Origin of the sequence: Pseudomonas sp. Sample_20, assembly GCF_004307585.1 — a bacterium.
Classification (GTDB): Bacteria; Pseudomonadota; Gammaproteobacteria; order Pseudomonadales; family Pseudomonadaceae; genus Aquipseudomonas; species Aquipseudomonas atacamensis.
In genome coordinates this window covers 1-20,172 of sequence record NZ_RCOA01000083.1, presented here as the reverse complement: position 1 = coordinate 20,172, position 20,172 = coordinate 1, and the positions used below count along the sequence as shown (strand labels likewise).

The 20,172-nt window shown below is 61.7% G+C and carries 17 protein-coding genes; 5 read left to right on the top strand and 12 right to left on the bottom strand.

The window, feature by feature from the left end; genetic code table 11:
* The first annotated feature begins 3 nt into the window (after positions 1-3).
* Complete coding sequence (locus tag D8U70_RS18135; RefSeq protein ID WP_003228709.1) at positions 4-522, top strand: single-stranded DNA-binding protein; 519 nt, start codon at positions 4-6, stop codon at positions 520-522.
* Between the two features lie 194 nt (positions 523-716).
* Here D8U70_RS18135 and D8U70_RS18130 read toward each other — a convergent pair whose 3' ends face one another.
* The 7 genes from D8U70_RS18130 to D8U70_RS18100 all read right to left on the bottom strand — a co-directional run bounded on the left by D8U70_RS18130 (position 717) and on the right by D8U70_RS18100 (position 5,980).
* Positions 717-1,874, bottom strand: coding sequence for a glutathionylspermidine synthase family protein (locus D8U70_RS18130; RefSeq protein WP_130929449.1), 1,158 nt, complete (start codon positions 1,872-1,874; stop codon positions 717-719).
* 1 nt (position 1,875) lies between these two features.
* A complete protein-coding gene (locus D8U70_RS18125) occupies positions 1,876-2,577 on the bottom strand; it encodes a DUF1190 domain-containing protein (protein WP_130929448.1) in 702 nt (233 codons plus the stop codon).
* An 18-nt stretch (positions 2,578-2,595) separates the two neighbouring features.
* Positions 2,596-3,021: a DUF350 domain-containing protein gene (locus tag D8U70_RS18120; protein WP_016772952.1), complete on the bottom strand. Its 426-nt coding sequence runs from the start codon at positions 3,019-3,021 to the stop codon at positions 2,596-2,598.
* 15 nt (positions 3,022-3,036) lie between these two features.
* Positions 3,037-3,687, bottom strand: a complete 651-nt coding sequence (locus D8U70_RS18115; protein WP_110646975.1) for a DUF2491 family protein — start codon at positions 3,685-3,687, stop codon at positions 3,037-3,039.
* 210 nt (positions 3,688-3,897) lie between these two features.
* Positions 3,898-4,596 carry a PspA/IM30 family protein gene (locus D8U70_RS18110; RefSeq protein ID WP_041477670.1) on the bottom strand — a complete coding sequence of 233 codons (699 nt, stop codon included), beginning with the start codon at positions 4,594-4,596 and terminating at the stop codon, positions 3,898-3,900.
* A 17-nt stretch (positions 4,597-4,613) separates the two neighbouring features.
* Positions 4,614-5,282 (bottom strand): YjfI family protein, encoded by a 669-nt coding sequence (locus tag D8U70_RS18105; RefSeq protein ID WP_130929447.1) that lies wholly within the window; start codon positions 5,280-5,282, stop codon positions 4,614-4,616.
* 143 nt (positions 5,283-5,425) lie between these two features.
* Complete coding sequence (locus tag D8U70_RS18100; RefSeq protein ID WP_130929446.1) at positions 5,426-5,980, bottom strand: cysteine hydrolase family protein; 555 nt, start codon at positions 5,978-5,980, stop codon at positions 5,426-5,428.
* Between the two features lie 101 nt (positions 5,981-6,081).
* On the opposite strand from D8U70_RS18100, the gene D8U70_RS18095 reads away from it, so the two are divergent.
* From D8U70_RS18095 to D8U70_RS18085, 3 genes are all read left to right on the top strand, one after another.
* Positions 6,082-7,062: a helix-turn-helix domain-containing protein gene (locus D8U70_RS18095; RefSeq protein WP_130929445.1), complete on the top strand. Its 981-nt coding sequence runs from the start codon at positions 6,082-6,084 to the stop codon at positions 7,060-7,062.
* A 298-nt stretch (positions 7,063-7,360) separates the two neighbouring features.
* Positions 7,361-8,470: a DUF3182 family protein gene (locus D8U70_RS18090; RefSeq protein ID WP_130929444.1), complete on the top strand. Its 1,110-nt coding sequence runs from the start codon at positions 7,361-7,363 to the stop codon at positions 8,468-8,470.
* Positions 8,460-9,215, top strand: coding sequence for an alpha/beta fold hydrolase (locus D8U70_RS18085; RefSeq protein WP_071173737.1), 756 nt, complete (start codon positions 8,460-8,462; stop codon positions 9,213-9,215). The genes D8U70_RS18090 and D8U70_RS18085 overlap by 11 nt, the downstream gene beginning before the upstream one ends.
* Positions 9,216-9,309: 94 nt before the next feature.
* On the opposite strand, the gene D8U70_RS18080 is transcribed toward D8U70_RS18085, so the two are convergent.
* Genes D8U70_RS18080 through D8U70_RS18065 form a run of 4 tightly spaced genes read right to left on the bottom strand, consistent with a single transcriptional unit; the run spans position 9,310 to position 13,287 of the window.
* On the bottom strand, positions 9,310-10,299 hold the full coding sequence (locus D8U70_RS18080; protein ID WP_130929443.1) for a lysylphosphatidylglycerol synthase domain-containing protein: 990 nt from the start codon (positions 10,297-10,299) through the stop codon (positions 9,310-9,312).
* Positions 10,296-11,570 carry a cardiolipin synthase ClsB gene (clsB, locus tag D8U70_RS18075; protein ID WP_016772961.1) on the bottom strand — a complete coding sequence of 425 codons (1,275 nt, stop codon included), beginning with the start codon at positions 11,568-11,570 and terminating at the stop codon, positions 10,296-10,298. The genes D8U70_RS18080 and clsB overlap by 4 nt, the downstream gene beginning before the upstream one ends.
* On the bottom strand, positions 11,567-12,364 hold the full coding sequence (locus tag D8U70_RS18070) for an endonuclease/exonuclease/phosphatase family protein (protein WP_056790768.1): 798 nt from the start codon (positions 12,362-12,364) through the stop codon (positions 11,567-11,569). Before D8U70_RS18070 ends, clsB begins: the two co-directional genes overlap by 4 nt.
* Entirely contained in the window at positions 12,361-13,287 is a 927-nt protein-coding gene (locus tag D8U70_RS18065; protein WP_130929442.1) for a DUF72 domain-containing protein, read from the bottom strand. Before D8U70_RS18065 ends, D8U70_RS18070 begins: the two co-directional genes overlap by 4 nt.
* A 387-nt stretch (positions 13,288-13,674) precedes the next feature.
* On the opposite strand from D8U70_RS18065, the gene D8U70_RS18060 reads away from it, so the two are divergent.
* On the top strand, positions 13,675-15,777 hold the full coding sequence (locus D8U70_RS18060; protein WP_130929441.1) for a mechanosensitive ion channel family protein: 2,103 nt from the start codon (positions 13,675-13,677) through the stop codon (positions 15,775-15,777).
* Positions 15,778-15,891: 114 nt separating this feature from the next.
* Here D8U70_RS18060 and D8U70_RS18055 read toward each other — a convergent pair whose 3' ends face one another.
* Positions 15,892-20,172 (bottom strand): DEAD/DEAH box helicase, encoded by a 4,281-nt coding sequence (locus D8U70_RS18055; protein WP_130929440.1) that lies wholly within the window; start codon positions 20,170-20,172, stop codon positions 15,892-15,894.

The window sequence follows — 20,172 nt, the reverse complement described above, 5'->3', positions numbered from 1 at the left end:
GTTATGGCCCGTGGGGTTAACAAAGTCATATTGGTCGGCACTTGCGGCCAGGATCCCGAAGTTCGCTACCTGCCTAACGGTAACGCCGTGACCAACCTGAGTCTGGCCACCAGCGAACAATGGACCGACAAGCAGACCGGTCAGAAGGTCGAGAAGACCGAATGGCACCGCGTATCGATGTTCGGCAAGGTGGCCGAGATCGCCGGTGAATACCTGCGCAAGGGTTCGCAGGTGTACATCGAAGGCAAGCTGCAGACCCGCGAGTGGGAAAAGGACGGTATCAAGCGTTACACCACTGAAATCGTGGTCGACATGCAAGGCACCATGCAACTGCTCGGCGGCCGTCCACAACAGGGCGACCAGCAAGGCGGCGGCAACAACTACCAGCAGCAGGCGCCACGTCAGCAGGCTCCACGCCCGCAGCAGTCGGCTCCACAGCAGCGTTCGGCTCCGGCGCCTCAGCAGGCCGCACCGCAACCGGCTCCGGATTTCGACAGCTTCGATGACGATATTCCGTTCTGATTTGCCGCTGTAACCGTCTTAAATGAAAAAGGCCCGTCGCTTAAACGACGGGCCTTTTTTGTTCAGGAAATTCCTGGCTACTCACAATCTCCTGTGGGAGCGAGCCTGCTCGCGAATGCGTCAGATCAGTCGATGCACCTGTAACTGACAGGGCGCTTTCGCGAGCAGGCTCGCTCCCACAAGGTAATTTCGTCTTAATCCAGGATCAGGTGCGGCAAAAATCGACTTGAATCCTTGGTGATCAGACTATTGTCTTCACGCACACCAATCCCCGCTGCCTCATCGCCAATCACCCACGAGCCAATCAGCGTGTAGCTGTCGCCAAACTTCGGCAGCGGCGCGAACTGCTGCAGGATGAACGGCGCATCGGTGTAAGGCCCGTCCTCTTTGACGATCAGACCTTCTGCCGTTTGCAGTTCGATGTTGGCACCTTCGCGGGAAAAGTACGGCTTGCGCACCCAGCCCTTCGGCACGGCACTCTGCGGATTCGGATCAAGGTGCGCAGCGAGCAGATTCGGATGTCCCTTGTGCAATTCCCACAGCAGCGGCAGCGCACCCTTGTTGGACAGGATCGCCTTCCACGCCGGTTCGAAAAACTGCGTGTCACACTCGGCGATCGCCGCGCCGAACGGTTCGTGGAAGATGAATTCCCAGGCGTGCAGCTTGAACAGATGCGGGATCCAGCGATCCTGCAGATCGACGAAACGGCCCTCAGCCGTCAGGCCGATGTCTTCGATATCGATGTGGCGTGATTCGATGCCGACCTTTTCCGCGATCAGCCGCAGGTAATCGGTGGTGCCTTTGTCCTCGACCGAGTCTTTCATCGAGGCAAAGTAGAACGGCCGCTTCAACTGCAACTCGGCGAAGGCCTGATGCAGCTTGGTGTCGATGCTGTTGAACTGGTCAGCATGCGGCGGCAGCGTGCCACGCTCGATGCATTGCTCCAGCCAGCCCCACTGAAACGCCGCCGCTTCATAGAGGCTGGTCGGCGTGTCGTAGTTGAGCTCCAACAGTTTCGCCGGCCCGTTGCCGCTGTAGGAAAAGTCCATACGACCGTACAGATGCGGATGACCTTCGCGCCATGAGGTGCGGATCATGTCGTAGTACGCCGCCGGAATGCTCAAGCGATCGAGCAACTCTTCGCTGTTGACCACGCGATCAACCAGATCCATGCACATCTCATGCAGTTCGGTGGTCGGATCTTCGAGATCGTTTTCGATCTGCGCGAGGCTGAACTGGTAGTAGGCGCTTTCGTCCCAGTACGGTTCGTCGTCGATGGTGTGGAACAGGAAACCGAGGCTTTCGGCGGTGTGTTTCCAGTCGGGGCGCTCGGCGCAATGGATCTTTTTCATGTCAGCTGCTCGAGCGTCCGGAACTGCTGCCCCAGCCACCCCAACCGCTGCGGGCGCTGGACTGGCTGCCGAAACCGCCGCGCGAAGTCGACGACGCAACGTTCACCGGTTTGCTCTTGCTGCTCTCGTAATCCGACTGGCTGCGCGAGGTTGTGTCAGCTCGGCGGTACTGCGTTGAGGTGTTGTACGGCTGGCGCGTTTCGCGATCACGGTAAACGGTGCGTTCGGCGTTGTTGCTCATTGCGTTGCCGATCAGCCAGCCGGTCAGCCAGCCATTGCCGCCGCCACCTGAGCCACCGGAATAGTGCGAGCCGCCGTGGCTGGCACTGCTGCTGGTGGTGGTGCCGCCCGCCGGCATTTGCGAATTGGCGATGGCATCGAGATCTTGCGGCGTCTCGGCATTGCCCGGCACTTTGAAGCCGCCGAGTTTCGGCACGAAACGGCCATCGGAATTTTTCTGACACCAGCCAGCGGCAAAGTCTGCGTCGCACTTGGCCTTGTCGGTGTAGGCCGGGGCGATGCGCCGGTGTTCGTTCAGGGCGGCGACGTAGGCGCTGGAGCAGAGATCGGCGGCCAATTCGGCGTCGACACACTGTTCAACGCTCTGGAAGTTGCGCGGCTGATCCAGCGCCGCTGCTTCACCGGAAATCGCCATCGCCACCGACGCGGCGAGGGACAATTGCACGTATTTGCTGCGTTTCATCGAGAGGCTTCCTGCCGGTCAGTGGGACGGGGTCATGCACGCGGCATTGAGCATGCCGACGCTGATCGCCACGGCAGCCACATAGATGCCGGCCGCGACTTCGCCGTTGGCGATGCGCTGGGAAGTGCCCTTGAGCACCAGCCCGGTCGCAACGAACGCCAACAGCTGCACGACGGCGGCGATGACCGCCCAGAGGACGAAGTCGAGCACGTTGACCGAGTAGGCGATCACGTTGCTCGCCGGAATCGCGAAACCGATGATTGCCCCGGACAGGGCAATGGCGGCGGCAGTGTTGCCGGCACGGATCAGTTCGAATTCCTTGTGTGCGGTAATGCGCGTGTAGACGAATTGAAACAGCATGAACAGCAACACGGCGCCGATCAGGTAGACGACAAAACCGACCAGCGCGGTTTTGTTCAGGGAAACGGCCAAGACTTCCAGCATGAAAAACTTCCTTTTTTAGATGGCGCTCAAATCAGTCGTGTACAGCGAGATGCCCAGCGAGGTGCTCAGGCTGACGGTGCCTTCTTCGTCCTGTTCGACGGAGAACAGCAGCAGTTCGCGGCGATCGGTCAGACCGGTGTCGCGGGCATACAGCATGGCGTGGTGCTTGATGGTGTAGGACTCGTCCGGATTGACCACGTGTTCGGTCATTGGCACCAGTTCAGTCTGATGCAGTTCGGTGCCCCATTCGCGGGTGTATTCAACACCGTCGTGGTTGTAGGTCGGCAGACCGATCAGGCTGTTCGGGCCGGCCAGACGCTGCAGTTCGGCGTCACTGTTGACCGTCACGTAGCTGAGGTAATTGAACAGGGTGACCGACTCGACCTGATCATCGCCGGTGACGTGGATCTGCACCCAGAAATCCTCGTCGTTCATGTAGTAGCGGTGCAGCTTGTTGGACTGGCCGAGATCGACCCAACCGGCGCTCCACACCGCTTGATCGAATGGCACCCGCACCGAAGTCGAGCCTTCCAGCAGCAATGCCAGGGTCGTGTCGAAGCGCACGCCTTTGCCTTGTGCCATGCCCAGCGGGCCGCTGGCGCCAGTGCTCGTTGGCGCAGCGGTCTGCCAATTGCTGGTGCCGAGCAAGTCTTTAAACCATCCCATGGGTACGTTCCTTGAAGCGGGTGGAGGTGTTCGGGGGTGAAAAAGTGGCGGTAGTGTAACGGGCGAAGCGGTGAACGAGCAGGGGCAATTACGCCGCAAAACCATGTGGGAGCGAGCCTGCTCGCGAATGGGGTGTGTCAGTCACTCGATTCTTTGACTGTCACGACGCTTTCGCGAGCAGGCTCGCTCCCACAGGTTACCGATCAGTCATTACTGCGCGGACTTCTGCTTCAGGCGCTCAAGGATCGCATTGGCGCTGCCTTCGTTCGGCGTGATGCCGGCGTCGCGCAGTTTGCGTTCCAGATCGTTGCCGGTGGAGGCGTCGGCCAGTTCGTCCGCTGCGCTCAGTTCGGCAGCGCGTTGCTGCTGCTTGGCTTGCAGGCGGTTCAGGGTGCCGACTGCGGTTTCCAGTTTGCCGTTGGCGCCGCCGCTGGCAATCGAGGCGCTGACCTGGGCTTTCTGCACGCTGTCGCGGGCCTTGGCCATGTCCACCTGCTGGCGCAGGCTCTTGATCCGCGATTCGGCTTTGCTGATGTCTTTGCGCATGTTGTCGGCGTAGGCGCCGAATTCATCGCTGAGTTTCTTCTCGGCAGCGAGGTCGTTGGTCAGGGTCGAAATAGCTTCGGCCACTTCCAGCGCCAGGTCTTCACGGCCGGCATTCAACGCGGCTACAGCCTTGGCTTCGAGGTCCTTGATCTTGGCGTCGTATTCGCTGACGCGGTCGGCGGCCAGTTTGTGCTTGGCCATGATCGTTACCAGTTCGCGGCGAGCATTGGACAGCGCGGTGTCGGCGTCGCGGATTTCCTGATCGAGGATGCGCAGGGCCTGCTGGTCGGCGATGGCTTCGCCGACTTCATTGGCGCCGCCGCGCAGTGCGGTGAACAACTTGCTCCAGATGGACTGAGTCATTGGATATTCCCTGTTGATTACTTGAAGAAGTGTTCGAAGGCTTCGCTGGCGCGCTGCACGTTGTCGACCAGGGTTTTCACCTCGGTAACCACGTTGGTCAGGCTCGAATCAGCACTGAGGGCGCCGAACATGTTGTAGACGGTCTGGCCATTGGGCATCGACTCGATCCCGATCGACGACAGCGGGAACATTTCGCGGCTGCGCAGCACGGCATCGTTGAACGCCTGGACGTTGCTGATCGAATCGATGTCCACCAGCACGGTGTCGACGATGATCTGCTGGCCGGCCAGGGCGATGTGAATCGGCAGGCCGCCGAATTCGTTCATTTCCAGCTTGATGCTCGGCTCGGAGCTCTGGATCAGGGACAGCGAAATCTCTTGGGAAGCCACCTCGTCCAGCGCCTTGAGGGCATTGAAGAGGCTGTCGATGGTCCAGTTGTTGCCTGCGCTCATGTATTTCTCCGACATGAAAGAGCCAGCCAGAATCGGTTGGCGTAGCTGTTGCTCCATTTGCTTGAGCAAGCTTCGGTTTTCCGGAAGCACCCAAGTTTCGTGTTTCACATAACCGGCGGCGGCCAGGCCTGCGCGCATCTGCTTCATGTAGAAGCTCGACGGTTTTTTCGCTGACGTCTTGCCACGCTCGCCCTTGAGGCTGGCTGCGGCAGGCGTAGGAGTGCGGCTTGTCATGGCTGGAATCCGGTTATGAGCGTCTCACGCGTGGGCCACACTACAACCAATGCAAAGTGCCATCAATGACTCACGCGTGAGATTTTCATGACAAACGCAAAAAGGCCCGCAACGTGGCGGGCCAGGGGATTGCGCAGTTGTTGCTAGGCGTTGCTGCTGAGGAACTCGTCAGTGGATACCACGCTGGCATAGGCGAAACCCAGCGCCGCCATGAAGGCTGCGTGCACATGGGCGGCCGGCACCGTCAGGCCATTGAATTCCAGATCACGGCTGGCGCAGGCATCGTGAATCACGATCACGCTGTAACCCATGTCTGCCGCCGCGCGGGTGATGCCATCGACGCACATATGGCTCATGCTGCCGACCACCACCAGGTCGGTGATGCCGTGTTCGTCTAGTACTGCTTTCAGTTCGGTTTCACGGAACGAGTTGACGAAGTGCTTGAGCACCACCGGCTCATCGGCATGGTTGAGCACTTTCGGATGCAGTTTCGCGCCCTCGGAGCCGGGAGTGAAAAACGGCGCATCCTCGGAGGTGAATTCATGCCGAATGTGCACCACCGGATTGCCCGTTTCGCGAAAGGCTGCGATCAGCCGTGCGGCGTTGTCGGCAGCGGCGTCGGCGCCGACCAGCGGCCACTTGCCTTGGGGGAAGTAGTCGTTCTGGATATCGACTACGATGAGCGCTTGCTTGGCCATGGGATTGTCCTCGAGGCAGTGATTGGGTGTGGTCTCAGTATTGGCGCTTGCCGAGGATTCGAGGATTGGCCGCACCGACAATAGACGGGGGAAAACTGACAATGGCTGCACAAAGAGCCGCCACCGCTGAACTGGGCGTGCTGATTTACCCCGGCGCGCAACTGGCGGCGGTGCACGGTCTGACCGACCTGTTCGCGGTGGCCAACCGCATCGCCGCCGAGTATCAGGCTGTGCAATTGCCCTTGCTGCGGGTGAGTCACTGGCAGGTCGAGGGCGAGCAGTTGCCGGCGCGGGTCTATGACAGTCATCCGGGCGGTGAGGACGCTTTGCTCGCCGTGCTGATTCCGCCGTCCCTTGGCGGGTTCGATGCGGCACAGATGACCGCGAGTCTTGCGCAATGGCTGCGCGATCAGCATGCGCGCGGCGCAACCCTTGGTGGTGTTTGTGTGGGCTCGTTGATGCTCGCTGAAAGCGGCTTGCTCGACGGTCGCAGCGCCACCACCCACTGGACCTCGGCCCAGGCGTTTGCCGAGCGTTACCCGAAGATCAAACTGAAGGCCGACACGCCGATTATCGACGACGGTGACCTGATCACCACGGCGGGGCTGATGGCCTGGTCGGAACTGGGGCTGCGCCTGCTCGATCGCTTGCTCGGCCCCAGCATCGCCACCGCGACCGCGCGTTTTCTGGTGATGGAACACAGCGACAGCGCCAGTGAATGCGGGAGCAATTTCGCGCCGATCCTCAGTCATGGCGACGCGGCGATTCTCAAGGTCCAGCACTGGCTGCAAAGCACCGGGGCGACGGATGTTTCGCTGAACGCGATGGCCGAGCGCGCGGGCCTTGAAGAACGCACTTTCCTGCGCCGATTCCGCGCCGCGACAGGCTTGAAACCGACCGAGTATTGCCAGCACCTGCGGGTTGGCAAAGCGCGAGAAATGCTCGAGTTCACCAATGGCACGATCGACCACATTGCCTGGACGGTGGGCTATCAGGATCCGGGCGCGTTTCGCGCGATTTTCAAGAAAATTACCGGGTTGGGGCCGAGTGATTACCGGGGGCGGTTTGGTCTGACGCGGTAGCCTGGGCACTGGAGTAACCCTGTGGGAGCTGGCTTGCCAGCGATGCGATCAATCAGTTGCAAAACAGGTGACTGATCCACCGCCATCGCTGGCAAGCCAGCTCCCACAGGTTTTTGCACAGGACCACGGATCGTGCAATTTGCCGGAGTTTTGCGCGCTGTCGTGCAGTTTGAAACAGGCGTGATGCCAGCACAGTCACGGCAAGCTCCCGATTATCGGGCGGTTCGTGGGGATCGTTGATTGGCCTGATCTCTGCAATTTCCCTGAGTGAACCCATCGACTGATGAAAGGGGAACGCATGACCCCGACACCCAGCAAGAAAATTGTCGTTGCCCATTCGGTGCGTGCCGAGGCGCCGCAACATGAAGTCGAGACCAACAAGGCTCTGGCGCGCTGGTTGGCGCAGATTCTCGGTTGCAAGTTCGGCGGCAGTTACGACCCGGCCAAACATTCGGGCCGCGACCTCTATCTGCTGCCGACACAAACCATCGTCGGCGCAGCCCACGCGCAAGCACTTGGCATCAACGGCCCCGATGACTTGTGGGGCGGTTACGTCGAATACGATTTCATCTGCACCAAAGCCATCAGCCACGGCTTGCGCAGCCATCTGGCGCACGCTCCGCAGGGCTGGTCGCCGCTGTTTTCGGAACGGGTGCGCAATGTAGTGCTCGACGGTCTCAGCGTATTTGCCCTGGAAGATGCACGGCCCGCCGCCGAACATTTGCTGTACGCCGGGCCGATTCGCTTGAAGCCGGTTCACGCTTGCGCCGGTCGCGGTCAGGAAGTGATCAAAAGCCTCGACGCGTTCGATGAGATCCTCGCGCGGCCCGAGGCGCAAAGCCTGTTCAGGGACGGCGTAGTGCTGGAGCAGGACTTGAGCAACGTCGTCACCCACAGCGTCGGCCAGTCGTTCATCGGCGGCAAAGTGTTGAGCTACTGTGGTGATCAATACTTGACCGAGGACGGCCAGGGCGAAGAGGTCTACGGCGGTTCGAATCTGCTGGTGGTGCAAGGGGGCTATGACCAATTGCTCGCGCTGGATCTGCCTGATGATGTGCGTCTGGCCATCGAGCAGGCGCAGGTCTTCGACAGTGCCGCCAACGAAGCTTACCCGCGCTTCTTCGCCTCGCGGCGCAATTACGATATCGCCCAGGGCCTCGACGCCAGCGGCAACCCGCGCAGCGGCGTGCTCGAACAATCCTGGCGCATGGGCGGTGCCAGCAGCGCCGAAGTGGCGGCGCTGCAAAGCTTCGTCAACGATCCACAGATGCGCGCGATTCGCGTGTCGTCGGTGGAAACCTATACCGATCAGGCGCTGCCGGCGGACGCTATCGAGGTCTATCGCGGACCGGCGGAAAACAGCGCATTTCTTCTCAAATATGTGACGGTCCAATCCTATGACGGCTAGAAGCGAAAGCATTCAAATCGACATTGATGACGAACAGATGAGTGGGACCTTTCTCAGTCCCAAATCGAAGGTCCCGGGGGTGTTGTTTGTTCACGGTTGGGGCGGCAGTCAGGAACGTGATCTGGAGCGGGCCAAAGGCATCGCCGGCCTGGGTTGCGTATGCCTGACCTTCGACCTGCGCGGGCACACCGGCGGCACAGGAATTCCGCTGACCCGGGTGACCCGTGAAGACAATCTGCGTGATTTGCTGGCGGCCTACGATCGCCTGCTGGCGCACCCGGCGCTGGATACCTCGGCGATCGCCGTGGTCGGCACCAGTTATGGCGGTTATCTGGCCTCGATCCTGACGTCACTGCGCCCGGTGCGCTGGCTGGCGCTGCGCGTGCCGGCGCTGTACCGGGATGAACAATGGCACACGCCCAAACGCGATCTGGACAAGGCCGACCTGCGCGATTATCGCGGCACGCTGGTGCGCGCCGACAGCAATCGCGCCCTGCATGCCTGCTCGCAATTCACTGGCGACGTGCTGTTGGTGGAATCGGAAACCGACGATTTCGTGCCCCACGCGACGATCATGAGTTACCGCGCCGCGTGTCAGCAGACCCACTCGTTGACCCACCGGATCATCGATGGCGCGGATCACGCGTTGAGTGACCCGGTGTCGCAGCAGGCCTACACCTCGATTCTGGTGGACTGGATTACCGAGATGGTGGTGGGGGAGCGGTTGAGCATTATCCAATCCTGAGAAATCAAAAGATCGCAGCCTCCGGCAGCTCCTACAGACAGATTGCATTCCAAATGTAGGAGCTGCCGAAGGCTGCGATCTTTTGATCTTGATTCTAATGTGTGGGTTTCTTCTCTATGCGCAACGCCTTGGCCTTAGCCTCCACCACCAGATACATCACCACCGTAATCAACAGCGGCAGCAGAAAATAAATCGCTCGATAAGCCAGCAATCCCGCGACCAGACTGCCGCGCGATGCCTCGTGCTGCAGCAGCGCCACGAACACTGCCTCAAGCACACCCAGCCCCGCCGGAATGTGCGTAATGACCCCGGCAATCGCGCTGATCAACAGCACCCCAAGCACCAGCGGATAATCCAGTTTGCTTGGCAGCAGAGTGAAGATCACCGCCGCCATCAGCGACCAGTTCAACGCGCCCAAGAGCAATTGCAGCACCGCCATGCGCAGCGACGGCAGGTTGATTTCCACGCCGCGTATAGACCACTCGCGGCGCTTGGAAAACTGACACGCCGCCAGATAGCCGGCACTGACCAACAGCAATAACACACCGACCAGTTGCAAGGCCGAACTGCTGAGCTTCCAGCCCGGCGGCATCGTCACCAGACCGCTGCTGAACACTACGCCGGCGATGGTCATGTAGCCGAACCAATTGGTCGCCAGGCTCAGGCCGAGAATCTTGGCAATGTTGCCTTTGCTTACGCCCAGCCGCGAATACAGGCGATAGCGCATGGCGATGCCGCCGACCCAGGCGCTGAGATTGAGGTTGAAGGCGTAGCTGATGATGCCCACCGGCAGGATCTGCTTCCAGGTCAGGTCTTGCCGAATGTAAGTGCGGCCGATCAGGTCGAAACTGGCGTAAACCAGAAAGCTCAGCAACGTCAGGCTGGCGGCGATAATCAGCGTGCGCACCTTGAAATCGGCGAGGGTCTCCAGCACCTCGGCCCATTCGATGCGGGTGGCGAACATCGTCAGCAGGACGATCAGCGCGAGGAAAAACAGGATGGTCAGCGGACGTTTCCAGCGGCTCCATTTCGACGGCGCCGCTTCTGCCGAATGGCTATCGGAGTGCACTTCGGAATGACTCATGGACGCGCACCTCGGAACGGCTTCAGACGCGGTTTATGTGCCGGCAGCCAACCGGCCATGGCCGGGAAGTGCCGCAGGAAGTGGAACACCAGAAAACCCACGGTCATGTGCCAGATGCGCCCACGCGGCAACAGCTTGGCGTCCATGGCTTTGCAGTGGTTCTGGCTGAGGTCTTCGAGGCGTTCGTACAGGTGCTGATTGAACGCGCGGTCGCGGATCAGTACGTTGGCTTCCAGATTCAGCGACAGGCTCAGCGGGTCGAGATTGCTCGAGCCCACGGTGCTCCAGTCATCGTCGACCAGCGCGACCTTGCCGTGCAGCGGGCGCTGGCAGTATTCGTGGATCTGCACGCCGGCACGCAGCAGATAATCGTAGGTCATGCGCGCTGCCAGTTTCGCCACGAGCATGTCCGGCTGGCCTTGCAGGATCAGCCGCACCTCGACGCCACGGCGGGCGGCGTTGCGGATTTCGCGCAGCAAACGGTAGCCGGGAAAGAAGTAGGCGTTGGCGATGATCACCCGGCGCTTCGCCTTGCGCAGCACCTGCAAATACACGTCTTCGATATCGGTGTTGTGTTGATCGTTATCGCGGAACACCAGGCGCACCTGGCCGTCGTGATCGGTGAAGGCCATTTCCTCCAGACGCTGGCGCCGGCGCTGCCACCAGAACCGCGCGCGTCCGGGACGACCGCTTTGCAGCAGGGCGAAGTGATGGATATCGGCGACCACCGGGCCCTGGATCTCCACCGAGTAATCCTGCTTGGCTTCAGGGCCGAAATCGGCCAGGTGATCGCCGGAAAAGTTGATCCCGCCGATGAACGCGATCAAGCCGTCGACCACCACGATCTTGCGGTGCAAGCGGCGGAACCAGTTGGTGCGGATGCCCAGGTGCTTCGGCGCCGGATCGAAGATCTGCAGATGCACGCCGGCATCGCTCAAGGCCGACAGATAGCCAGTGCTCAGCTCGCCACAGCCGAAGCCGTCGAGGCTGACCGTGGTGCGCACGCCACGCTGGGCGGCTTCGATGAGGATCTGCTGCAACTCGGCGCCGACCTTGTCTTCGAAAACGATGAAGGTCTCCAGCAGGATCTCGCTCTTGGCTGCGCGCATCGCTTCGAACACGCGGGGGAAGTACTCCTCGCCGTTCTCCAGCAGTTCTACGCGGTTATTGCTGTGCCATTGATACTCGACGTCAACGTGGCCGGGCTCGCGCACCGGCGGGTTCAGCGGGACCGGGTCAACGGCAGATTTTTCCAGTGGCGCACTGTTCATAGTTCAATCTCCACCGATAACGGTGCGTGGTCGGAAAGGTGGGACCATGGCCGGTTGGTCAATACTTTTGGCCGGCTGGCCTTGAGGTTGCGTACGTAGATGCGGTCGAGTCGTAGCGCTGGCAGCCGCGCGGGAAAACTGCGCGCCGGTTTGCCGTACTGCTCGGCGAACACTTCGCGCAGGCCACAGGGCTTGAGCTGCGCATCGGCGCGCTGGCGCCAGTCATTGAAATCGCCAGCGACGATCACCGGGGCGTCGGCGGGCAATTCGGCGAGACGTTGCATCAGCAGATCCAGTTGCGCGTTGCGGTGGCTCTCGCGCAGGCCCAGATGCACGCAGATCGCGTGCACTTCGGTGCCGTCGCCAGGCAGGCGCAGCACGCAATGCAACAGGCCGCGGTTTTCATGGCCGCTGATCGACACGTCGAGGTTGTCGTGGCGGATGATCTGGAATTTCGACAACAGCGCATTGCCGTGATCGCCCGCCGGGTACACGGCGTTGCGCCCGTAGGCGAATTGCGGCCAGAGGCTGTCGGCGAGAAATTCGTATTGCGGCATCGTCGGCCAGTTGTCGTAGCGTTTCGGATGCTGCTCGTGCGTGCCGTGCACTTCCTGCAGAAACACCACGTCGGCGGCGACGCTGCGCACCGCTTCACGCAGCTCCGGCAGAATGAAGCGCCGGTTCAGTGCGGTGAAGCCCTTGTGGGTGTTGACGGTCAGTACGGTGAAGGTGCGCACCGAGGGCGCAACCACGGAGCCTTCGTCGGTAAAACCGACCGGTTCGGGAATGCTCATGACAAAACTCCTTCTGCGGCAACTTGCCCGGGAGTCGTGGCGAGGTCTTTGTCGAGGTCGAAACGCTGCAAGAGGTTGCGTGCGTCGTAGGGCGCGCGGACTTTGATGTCGTTGTCGAAGTAGCAGAACACTTCGCGGGATTTGCGCGCGCGGGGTTTCAGGCGTGGCGCTATCAGGTGGGCGTCCTCTGGCTGTTTACCGTGATGCCAGGCGTCGATGCGCTCGGCCCAGCGCTTGAGCGCTTGTTCGGAATAACCGCTGGCGTAGAGCTCTTCGGCGCCATGCAGGCGCAGATAGACGAAGTCGCTGGTGAGGTCTTCGCGGTACGGCCATTTGCCGGCGGTGTCGGCGACCACCAGCGCGGTGTTATGGCGCTTGAGCAGGCGCACGAACTCCGGGTCGATAAAGCTCTCGTGACGGATTTCCACGGCATGGCGCAACGGCTTCTTGCGCCAAGCTTTGACGCTAGCGTGTCCGGGCAGATGCGAATCGTGCTGGCGGGCGAGGGCTGCTGCGGCTTGGGTGTCGTGGGGCAGTTGCGCGAGAAAATGGTCGAAACGCTCGGCGTCGAATTTGAAGTTTGGCGGAAACTGCCAGAGGATCGGCCCGAGTTTTTCCTTCAGCTCCAGCACACCCGAGGCAAAGAAATTCGCCAGCGGTTTTTCGATTTCGCGCAAGCGGCGCACGTGGGTGATGAAGCGCGGTGCCTTGACGCTGAAGACGAAGTCATCAGGGGTTTCGGCGTACCACTGGGCGTAACGTTCGGGGCGTTGCAGGGCGTAGAACGATCCATTGATTTCAATGCTGTTGACCGCGCGGGAGGCGAACTGCAATTCGCGCTTCTGCGCCAGTCCCTTCGGGTAGAAATCCCCGCGCCACGGGGCGTAGCGCCAGCCTGAAATACCGATGTGAATCGTCGCCATCCCATCCTCCCGTAGAAAGTCCTCGTGTTGCCGATGTTCTGTGATGACTGCGGCGGGGGCGGGAAAGTTTCGGTGGTGTTACGGATGGTCGCGGGTGAAGCGAAGATCAAGAGCTTACCCCCTCACCCCAACCCTCTCCCCCAAGGGGGCGAGGGGGAAGGGAGCAGATCTTCATGCCTCCTGAAATCGCGTACGACTGTGAAGGGAGCAGATCTGCATGGTCTTCAGGACTTGAGTTCGACTCAAGGCGTGCAGTTGGTGATTTTGGTCAGGCAACTCGGTCGACTCCCTCTCCTGGGGGAGAGGGCTGGGGTGAGGGGGCTCTTGAACTTGCCGCGCAATTACCGATCAGTTCCTTACCAGGGTCAGCCACGGGAGATCGGAGCTTTGCGCAATTTCAGGATCGCCATTCTGCTGGGAGCGCTGCTGTGCTTCGGCGTCAACGCATCGCAAGCCGCCGCGCTACCGGGCGTTCCGGCTGCCGCCGATACGGCGGAAAAACCTGCCGAACCGGAACCGCTGGTGCAGGGTGGTCTGCTCGGGGCGATCAGTACGAGCATCGACGATGTGCAGGAAAAACTCGATCTCAACGAACACCTGGTCGATGCCTGGCGGCTGCGCGCCGACCGCGCGGCGGATGAGGTCGACAGGCTGGTCAAGCAACCGTCGAACCGCTCCGGCTGGAGCGTGGCCGGGGATTTCCTCACGTTGTCGGGCGTATGGCTGGGCAGTTTCGCTCTGCTCACCGTGCTCGGCAGTTTGCTGGCCAAGCGTCTGCGTGAGGGCCGCTGGTTGCGCACCCGCCAGCGCAGTCAGGATCTGCTCGGCTACGTGCTGCCTTACACCGTGCCGGCGCTGATCTGCCTGCCGCTGACACTGTATGTCAGCCATTTTCTGCAAGCTTCGGTGGGCCGTGCGCTGGCGCTGTGTCTGGCCTATGCCACCAGCAGCGGTATCTTCTCCACATCAATGTTGTTGTGCGTGGTGGTGATGTTCAACGTCGGGCACAAGCGCGCCGCCGCACGAATCATCCGTGAATACTGCCCGCGCCCGCTGTTCCTGATCGGCTTTCTCGCAGCCCTCAGCGATGCCCTGACCAGCCCGCAGATCGCCCGGCAACTGGGCGGCAATATCACCAGCAGCATCGCCGTGTTCACCGGGCTGATCGCCTCGGTGATTTTCGGTTTGCTGGTGATTCGCCTGCGCCGGCCCGTGGCGCATCTGATCCGCAATCGCCCGCTCAGCCAGCGTTTGAAACAACCGTCGCTGCAGGAGTCGCTGCGGATATTTTCCGGGTTGTGGTACTGGCCGATCGTGCTGATGGTGCTGGTCTCGGCAGTCAGCCTGATCGGCATTGGCGAGGACAATCAGAAAGCCCTGCGCTGCGCCTTGTTCACTACCGTGCTGCTGATCGCCACGGTGTTTCTCAGCACGGTGTTGCAGCACCTGTTCAAGTCGCGCAAGGCCGAGGCGATCCAGCGCAGCAGTGCCTACAAGGAACGTTTTCTCAGCCTGTTGCATGCGTTGCTGCGGATCGTCATGGCGATTGTGTTCATCGATATTCTCGGGCGGATCTGGGGCGTGTCGCTGCTCGATTTCGCCCAGAGCAGCACGGTCGGCCGGGCGATCAGCAATGCCTTGAGCAGCATCGGTCTGATCTTCCTGGTGACGTGGCTGCTGTGGGTGGTGCTCGACACGGCGATTCAGGAAGCGCTGAAACCGCCGCTGAGCAAACGCGCGGCACGCCAGCCGAGCACACGGGTAAAAACCATCCTGCCGCTGTTGCGCAATGCGATCAAAATCATCCTCGTGGTGATCTGCGCGATTACCACCATGGCCAACCTCGGCATCAATGTCGCGCCGCTACTGGCCGGTGCGGGCGTGGTCGGTCTGGCGATCGGTTTCGGTTCGCAGCAACTGGTGCAGGACGTCATCACCGGGTTGTTCATCATCATCGAAGACACCCTGTCGATCGGCGACTGGGTGGTGCTTGATTCCGGCCACGCCGGCACCGTGGAAGGCCTGACCATTCGCACCTTGCGCCTGCGTGACGGCAAAGGCTTTGTGCACTCGGTGCCGTTCGGCCAGATCAAGGCTGTGACCAACCAATCCCGCCAGTTCGCCTTCGCATTTTTCTCGGTGCAGTTCACCTACGACACCGACGTCGACAAGGCCATCGAGCTGATCCGCGAGGCCGGCGATTCTATCCGTGAAGACCCGTTCCTCAAGTACAACCTGCAAGGGCCGCTGGATGTGTTTGGCGTGGACAAGATGGACTTGAACGGCGTGGTGTTGACGGCGCAATTCCGCACGGTGTCCGGTGGCCAATATGCGGTGAGCCGCGCGTTCAACCAGCGCTTGAAGAAGCTTGTGGATAACACACCGAATGTGCATTTTGCGCAGACTTATCCACAACAGGTTCTGTTGCCTAAGCGGCAGGAGGAAGGGGCGGTGGTTGCGGGTGAGGTGCCGCAGGAGTCGCGGACCTGAAGCATGATTTTGGGGTGCAGGGCCGGCCATTCGCGAGCAGGCTCGCTCCCACAGGGGAAACGGGATTGAACTGTGGGAGCGAGCCTGCTCGCGAAGACGCCGGTGCGAACACTCTCAATGCCGGATCAGCTTGGCATGCAGTTGTCCCATGGCTATCGGATCCAGCTCTACCCAAACCTGCTGCTTGCCGGCAATCACCGCCGCCACCGGCACGCCATCGCGATACACCAGCCGATTGCTCACCAGCGCCGGCACTTTCACCCCGGGCAACAACGTCCCGGCCAGATTCAATGGATCAACTCCGCACACCGCCACCAGGCTGCCGTCCTGCGGGCGTCGGCGTACTTCGCGCAGCAAGGGAATGGCTTCGGGCAAGGCAAACTGCTCGCCAGCCAGACCACTGACAAATCGCCCGCCACGAATCTCGCCCCGCGCTTCCAGACGATGAAAGGTGCGCAGCAATTCCCGCCAGCTCGGCAGCCAGTCCGCTTCGCGTTCGAGCAAGCGCCAGAACACCACGCCGTAGCGGCGCAGCAGGGTCATGGCGACGTGTTCGAGTGTCTCGGCGGCATCGGCTGACGAACCCCGGCGCAGCAATGCCCAGCGCCCGGCATCGTCCATGCCGCCGATAAACGCCCCGCGTCCGCGTCGACTGCTGCGCTGCTGGCGCTTGCTTGCAGGAGTGATTAGCGCACGCAAGCCGGCGAAGCTGTCGGCGTTCACCAAACCTGCGGCGACCAGTTCCTGCAAGGCGATTTCCAGTTCGCTGCGCAGCAGGCGTGCTTCATGAATCAACTCATCGAAAAACAGCGCGCCATGCTGACTCAGCGCCTCGAAGACTTTCTGTGTTTTCGGCGATAACTCACTCACTGGTGTCTGTTCTGCCAATGCACTCCACAGACCCACTTGGCTGCGCGGCAGCAGCACAATCGGCGTACTGCGCAATGCCGAGCCGCTGACCTTCTGCCGCGCATTGATGCGCGTCCACACCAGTTTGCCGTTGCGGCACAGTTCATCCAGCCAGCTCGGCGAATAGTCCTTGAGGCGGGCCGGCAGGATGTCGCTGTCCCACGCCGAAGCTGCCGCCGGGTAACCTTCGAACTGGCCGACAATCGCCGGCAGCACCGCGCTGCCCTGACCTTGGGTGGCCGGCGTCAGATGCTGCCAGTCGAACAGAAAACGCATGAAGTCCTGCAATGCCACCGGTTCGATTTCCCGGCGCAGGCGCTTGACCGTGTAGCGATGGACGCGCGCCAGCAGATGGCGTTCGCACCATTCTTCAATCGCGCTGTTCGGCGTGAACTGGCCGCGCAACACATAACCTTCACGCTCCAGTTGCGCGAGGGCCTGATTGACTTGCGCGGCTGGCAGCGCGAGCGGCTCGGCAATGGCGGGCAACGGGATTGGCCCAAAGGCACCGAGGCGGGCGCGGATCACTTCGACCAGCGCTTCATCGAATGTCCACGCCTCGTTGAATCCGGGTAGCGCCACTGCTGCGCTCGCCAACGTGGCTTGTGGATAAAGTGCCTGCAGGCAACTCAGGCGTTCGCGAGCCAGCCACAACTGATGCTCGGCGTCGATCTGCAACCGGCAGGCGCGGCCGCTGGCCATCAGCATTTGCAGCCAGTCCGGCCAACCCGCGTTGGCGCGCGCTTCGGCGTCACTGATGCAGGCGAGGCTCATCAGCGCTTCGTGCATTTCATCCATGGAATTGGGCGACGGCCAGGCTTCTTCGCGCACCGCCGTGATCGCGTCGGCGTCCAGCGCGCCGAGGTCATCGGTCGACTGCGGATCGCTCCAGCGCCGGTTGATCACCGCTTGGGTGCGGCGTTCCTCAAGCGGCGCGTCGTCGAGAAACGTGTACGGCCGGGCGCTGAGGATTTCTGCCGCCAGTGGCGACGGTGCCGGCAAATCACGGGCGATCAGGCGCACCTCGCCACGCTCCATGCGCCGCAGCAGGGTCAGCCAGCCTTCGCTGTCCATCGCTTCGTGCAGGCAATCGTCGAGGGTCTGTTCCACCAACGGATGTTCGGGGACTTCGCGCTCGCCGGCGAGGTTTTCCAGGCAGGCGATCTGGTCGGGGAAGACGCTGGCGATCAGGTCTTCGCTTTTCATCCGTTGCAGTTGCGGAGCGACTTTGCGCCCGCCGGTAAAGCGCGGCAACGCCAGCGCCACCCCGGCATTCCAGCGCCAGCGCACGCCAAACAAGGGCGCATCGAGCACGGCTTGAATAAGGGTGTGTTCGGCGCTGTTGCTGTGCAGGTAACGCCAGACCTCGTCGAGCTCAAAACTGTGACTGGTGGACAGCGACAGCACGATCGCGTCTTCGCTGGCGGCGGCCTGCAACTCGAAGTTGAACGTGCGGCAGAAACGCTTGCGCAGCGCCAGGCCCCAGGCGCGGTTGATGCGGCTGCCGAACGGCGTGTGAATGATCAATTGGGTGCCGCCGGACTCGTCGAAAAACCGCTCCATCAACAGCGTGTCCTGCGAGGGCAGGGCGCCGAGGGTTTGCCGCGCGCGCGCCAGATATTCGACCAGTTGCTCGGCGCTGGCGAGGTTGAGGCCGAGTATGGTGGTCAGCCAGTCGAGCGCCGGTTGCAGATTACCGGGGCTGGCGCTGAGCAATTCGTCCAACTGCGCTTGCAGGCGCGCGACGGCCGCCGACAGTTCATCACTGCGCCCCGGCGCTTCGCCGAGCCAGAACGGAATGGTCGGCGGCATGCCCTGCGCATCCTCGACCCGCACTTTGCCGCTTTCCACTCGCAAGATGCGGTACGAGGTGTTGCCGAGCTGGAACACGTCGCCAGCGATACTTTCCACGGCGAAATCTTCGTTGACGCTGCCGATGTTCAAGCCCTGAGGTTCGAGCAGCACGCTGTAGTCGGCGTTGTCCGGAATGGTGCCGCCGCTGGTCACGGCGGTCAGCTGCGCACCACGCCGGCCACGCAAGGTGCGACTGACAGCGTCGCGGTGCAGGTAGGCGCTGCGAATGCCCTGACGGCCGTTGTAACCCTCGGCGAGCATGCTCAGCAGGGCCTGATAGTGTTTTTCGTCGAGATCGCGATACGGCCACGCTCGGCGGAACATCGCCAGCAACGCGTCCTCCGACCATTCCTGGCAACTGACCTCGGCAATGATCTGCTGCGCCAGCACGTCCAGCGGCTTTTCCGGAATGTGCAGCGTATCCAGCTCGCCCCGGCGCACGCAGTCGAGCAGGGCGGCGCACTCGATCAGATCGTCGCGGGTGGTGGCGAACAAACGCCCCTTGGGCGTGCCGCCGACCTGATGTCCGGAACGGCCAACCCTTTGCAGAAACGCAGCAATCGAGCGCGGTGAACTGATCTGGCAGACCAGGTCGACTTCACCGATATCGATGCCCAACTCCAATGATGCAGTGGCGATCAGCACCTGCAACTCGCCGCGCTTGAGCCGTTGTTCGGCGTCGAGGCGAAACTCCTTGGCCAGGCTGCCGTGGTGCGCCGCCACGGCCTGCTTGCCGAGGCGCTCGCTCAGATGCCGGCTGAGGCGCTCGGCAAGGCGTCGGGTGTTGACGAAAATCAGTGTGGTGCGATGCTCGCGAGCGAGTTCGGCGAGGCGCTCGTACACCAGTTCCCAGACATCGTTGGCCATCACCGCCGACAACGGCACCGGCGGCACCTCGATGCCCAGATCCCGAGGGCGGGCGTGGCCGATGTCGACGATTTCGCAGGGGCGGGCATGACCGACCAGAAACCGCGCCACGGCTTCTACCGGTTTCTGCGTGGCGGACAGGCCGATGCGGGTCAGCGGTTCGGCGCACAACGCTTGCAGCCGTTCAAGGCTCAAGGACAGATGACTGCCACGCTTGCCGGCGGCCATCGCGTGGATTTCGTCGATGATCACCGTGCGCGTGGTGCCGAGCATCCTGCGTCCGGATTCCGAGCCAAGCAGCACGTACAGCGATTCCGGCGTGGTGACCAGAATGTGCGGCGCGATCTTGCGCATGGCGGCGCGGTCTTTCTGCGGGGTGTCGCCCGTGCGCACGGCGGTGGTGATGGTCAGCCGCGGCAGGCCCATTTCGCGCAATTGCGCAGTGATGCCAGCGAGCGGATTCTGCAAGTTGATCTGAATGTCGTTGGACAGTGCCTTCAGCGGCGAGACGTAGACCACGAGGGTTTCGGCGGGCAAACCGTCAGGATGCTCCAGGCCTCGGTGTACCAGCTCATCGAGCACAGCGAGGAACGCGGTCAGGGTTTTGCCGGAGCCAGTAGGCGCGGCGATCAGCGTCGACCGGCGCTGGCGGATCAACGGCCACGCACGGGCCTGAGCGGCGGTGACCGCCGGAAAAGTCTTGTTGAACCAGGCGCTGACGGCGGGGTGAAAACCGGCCAGCGCACTGTTGGTGCTGTCTCTTAT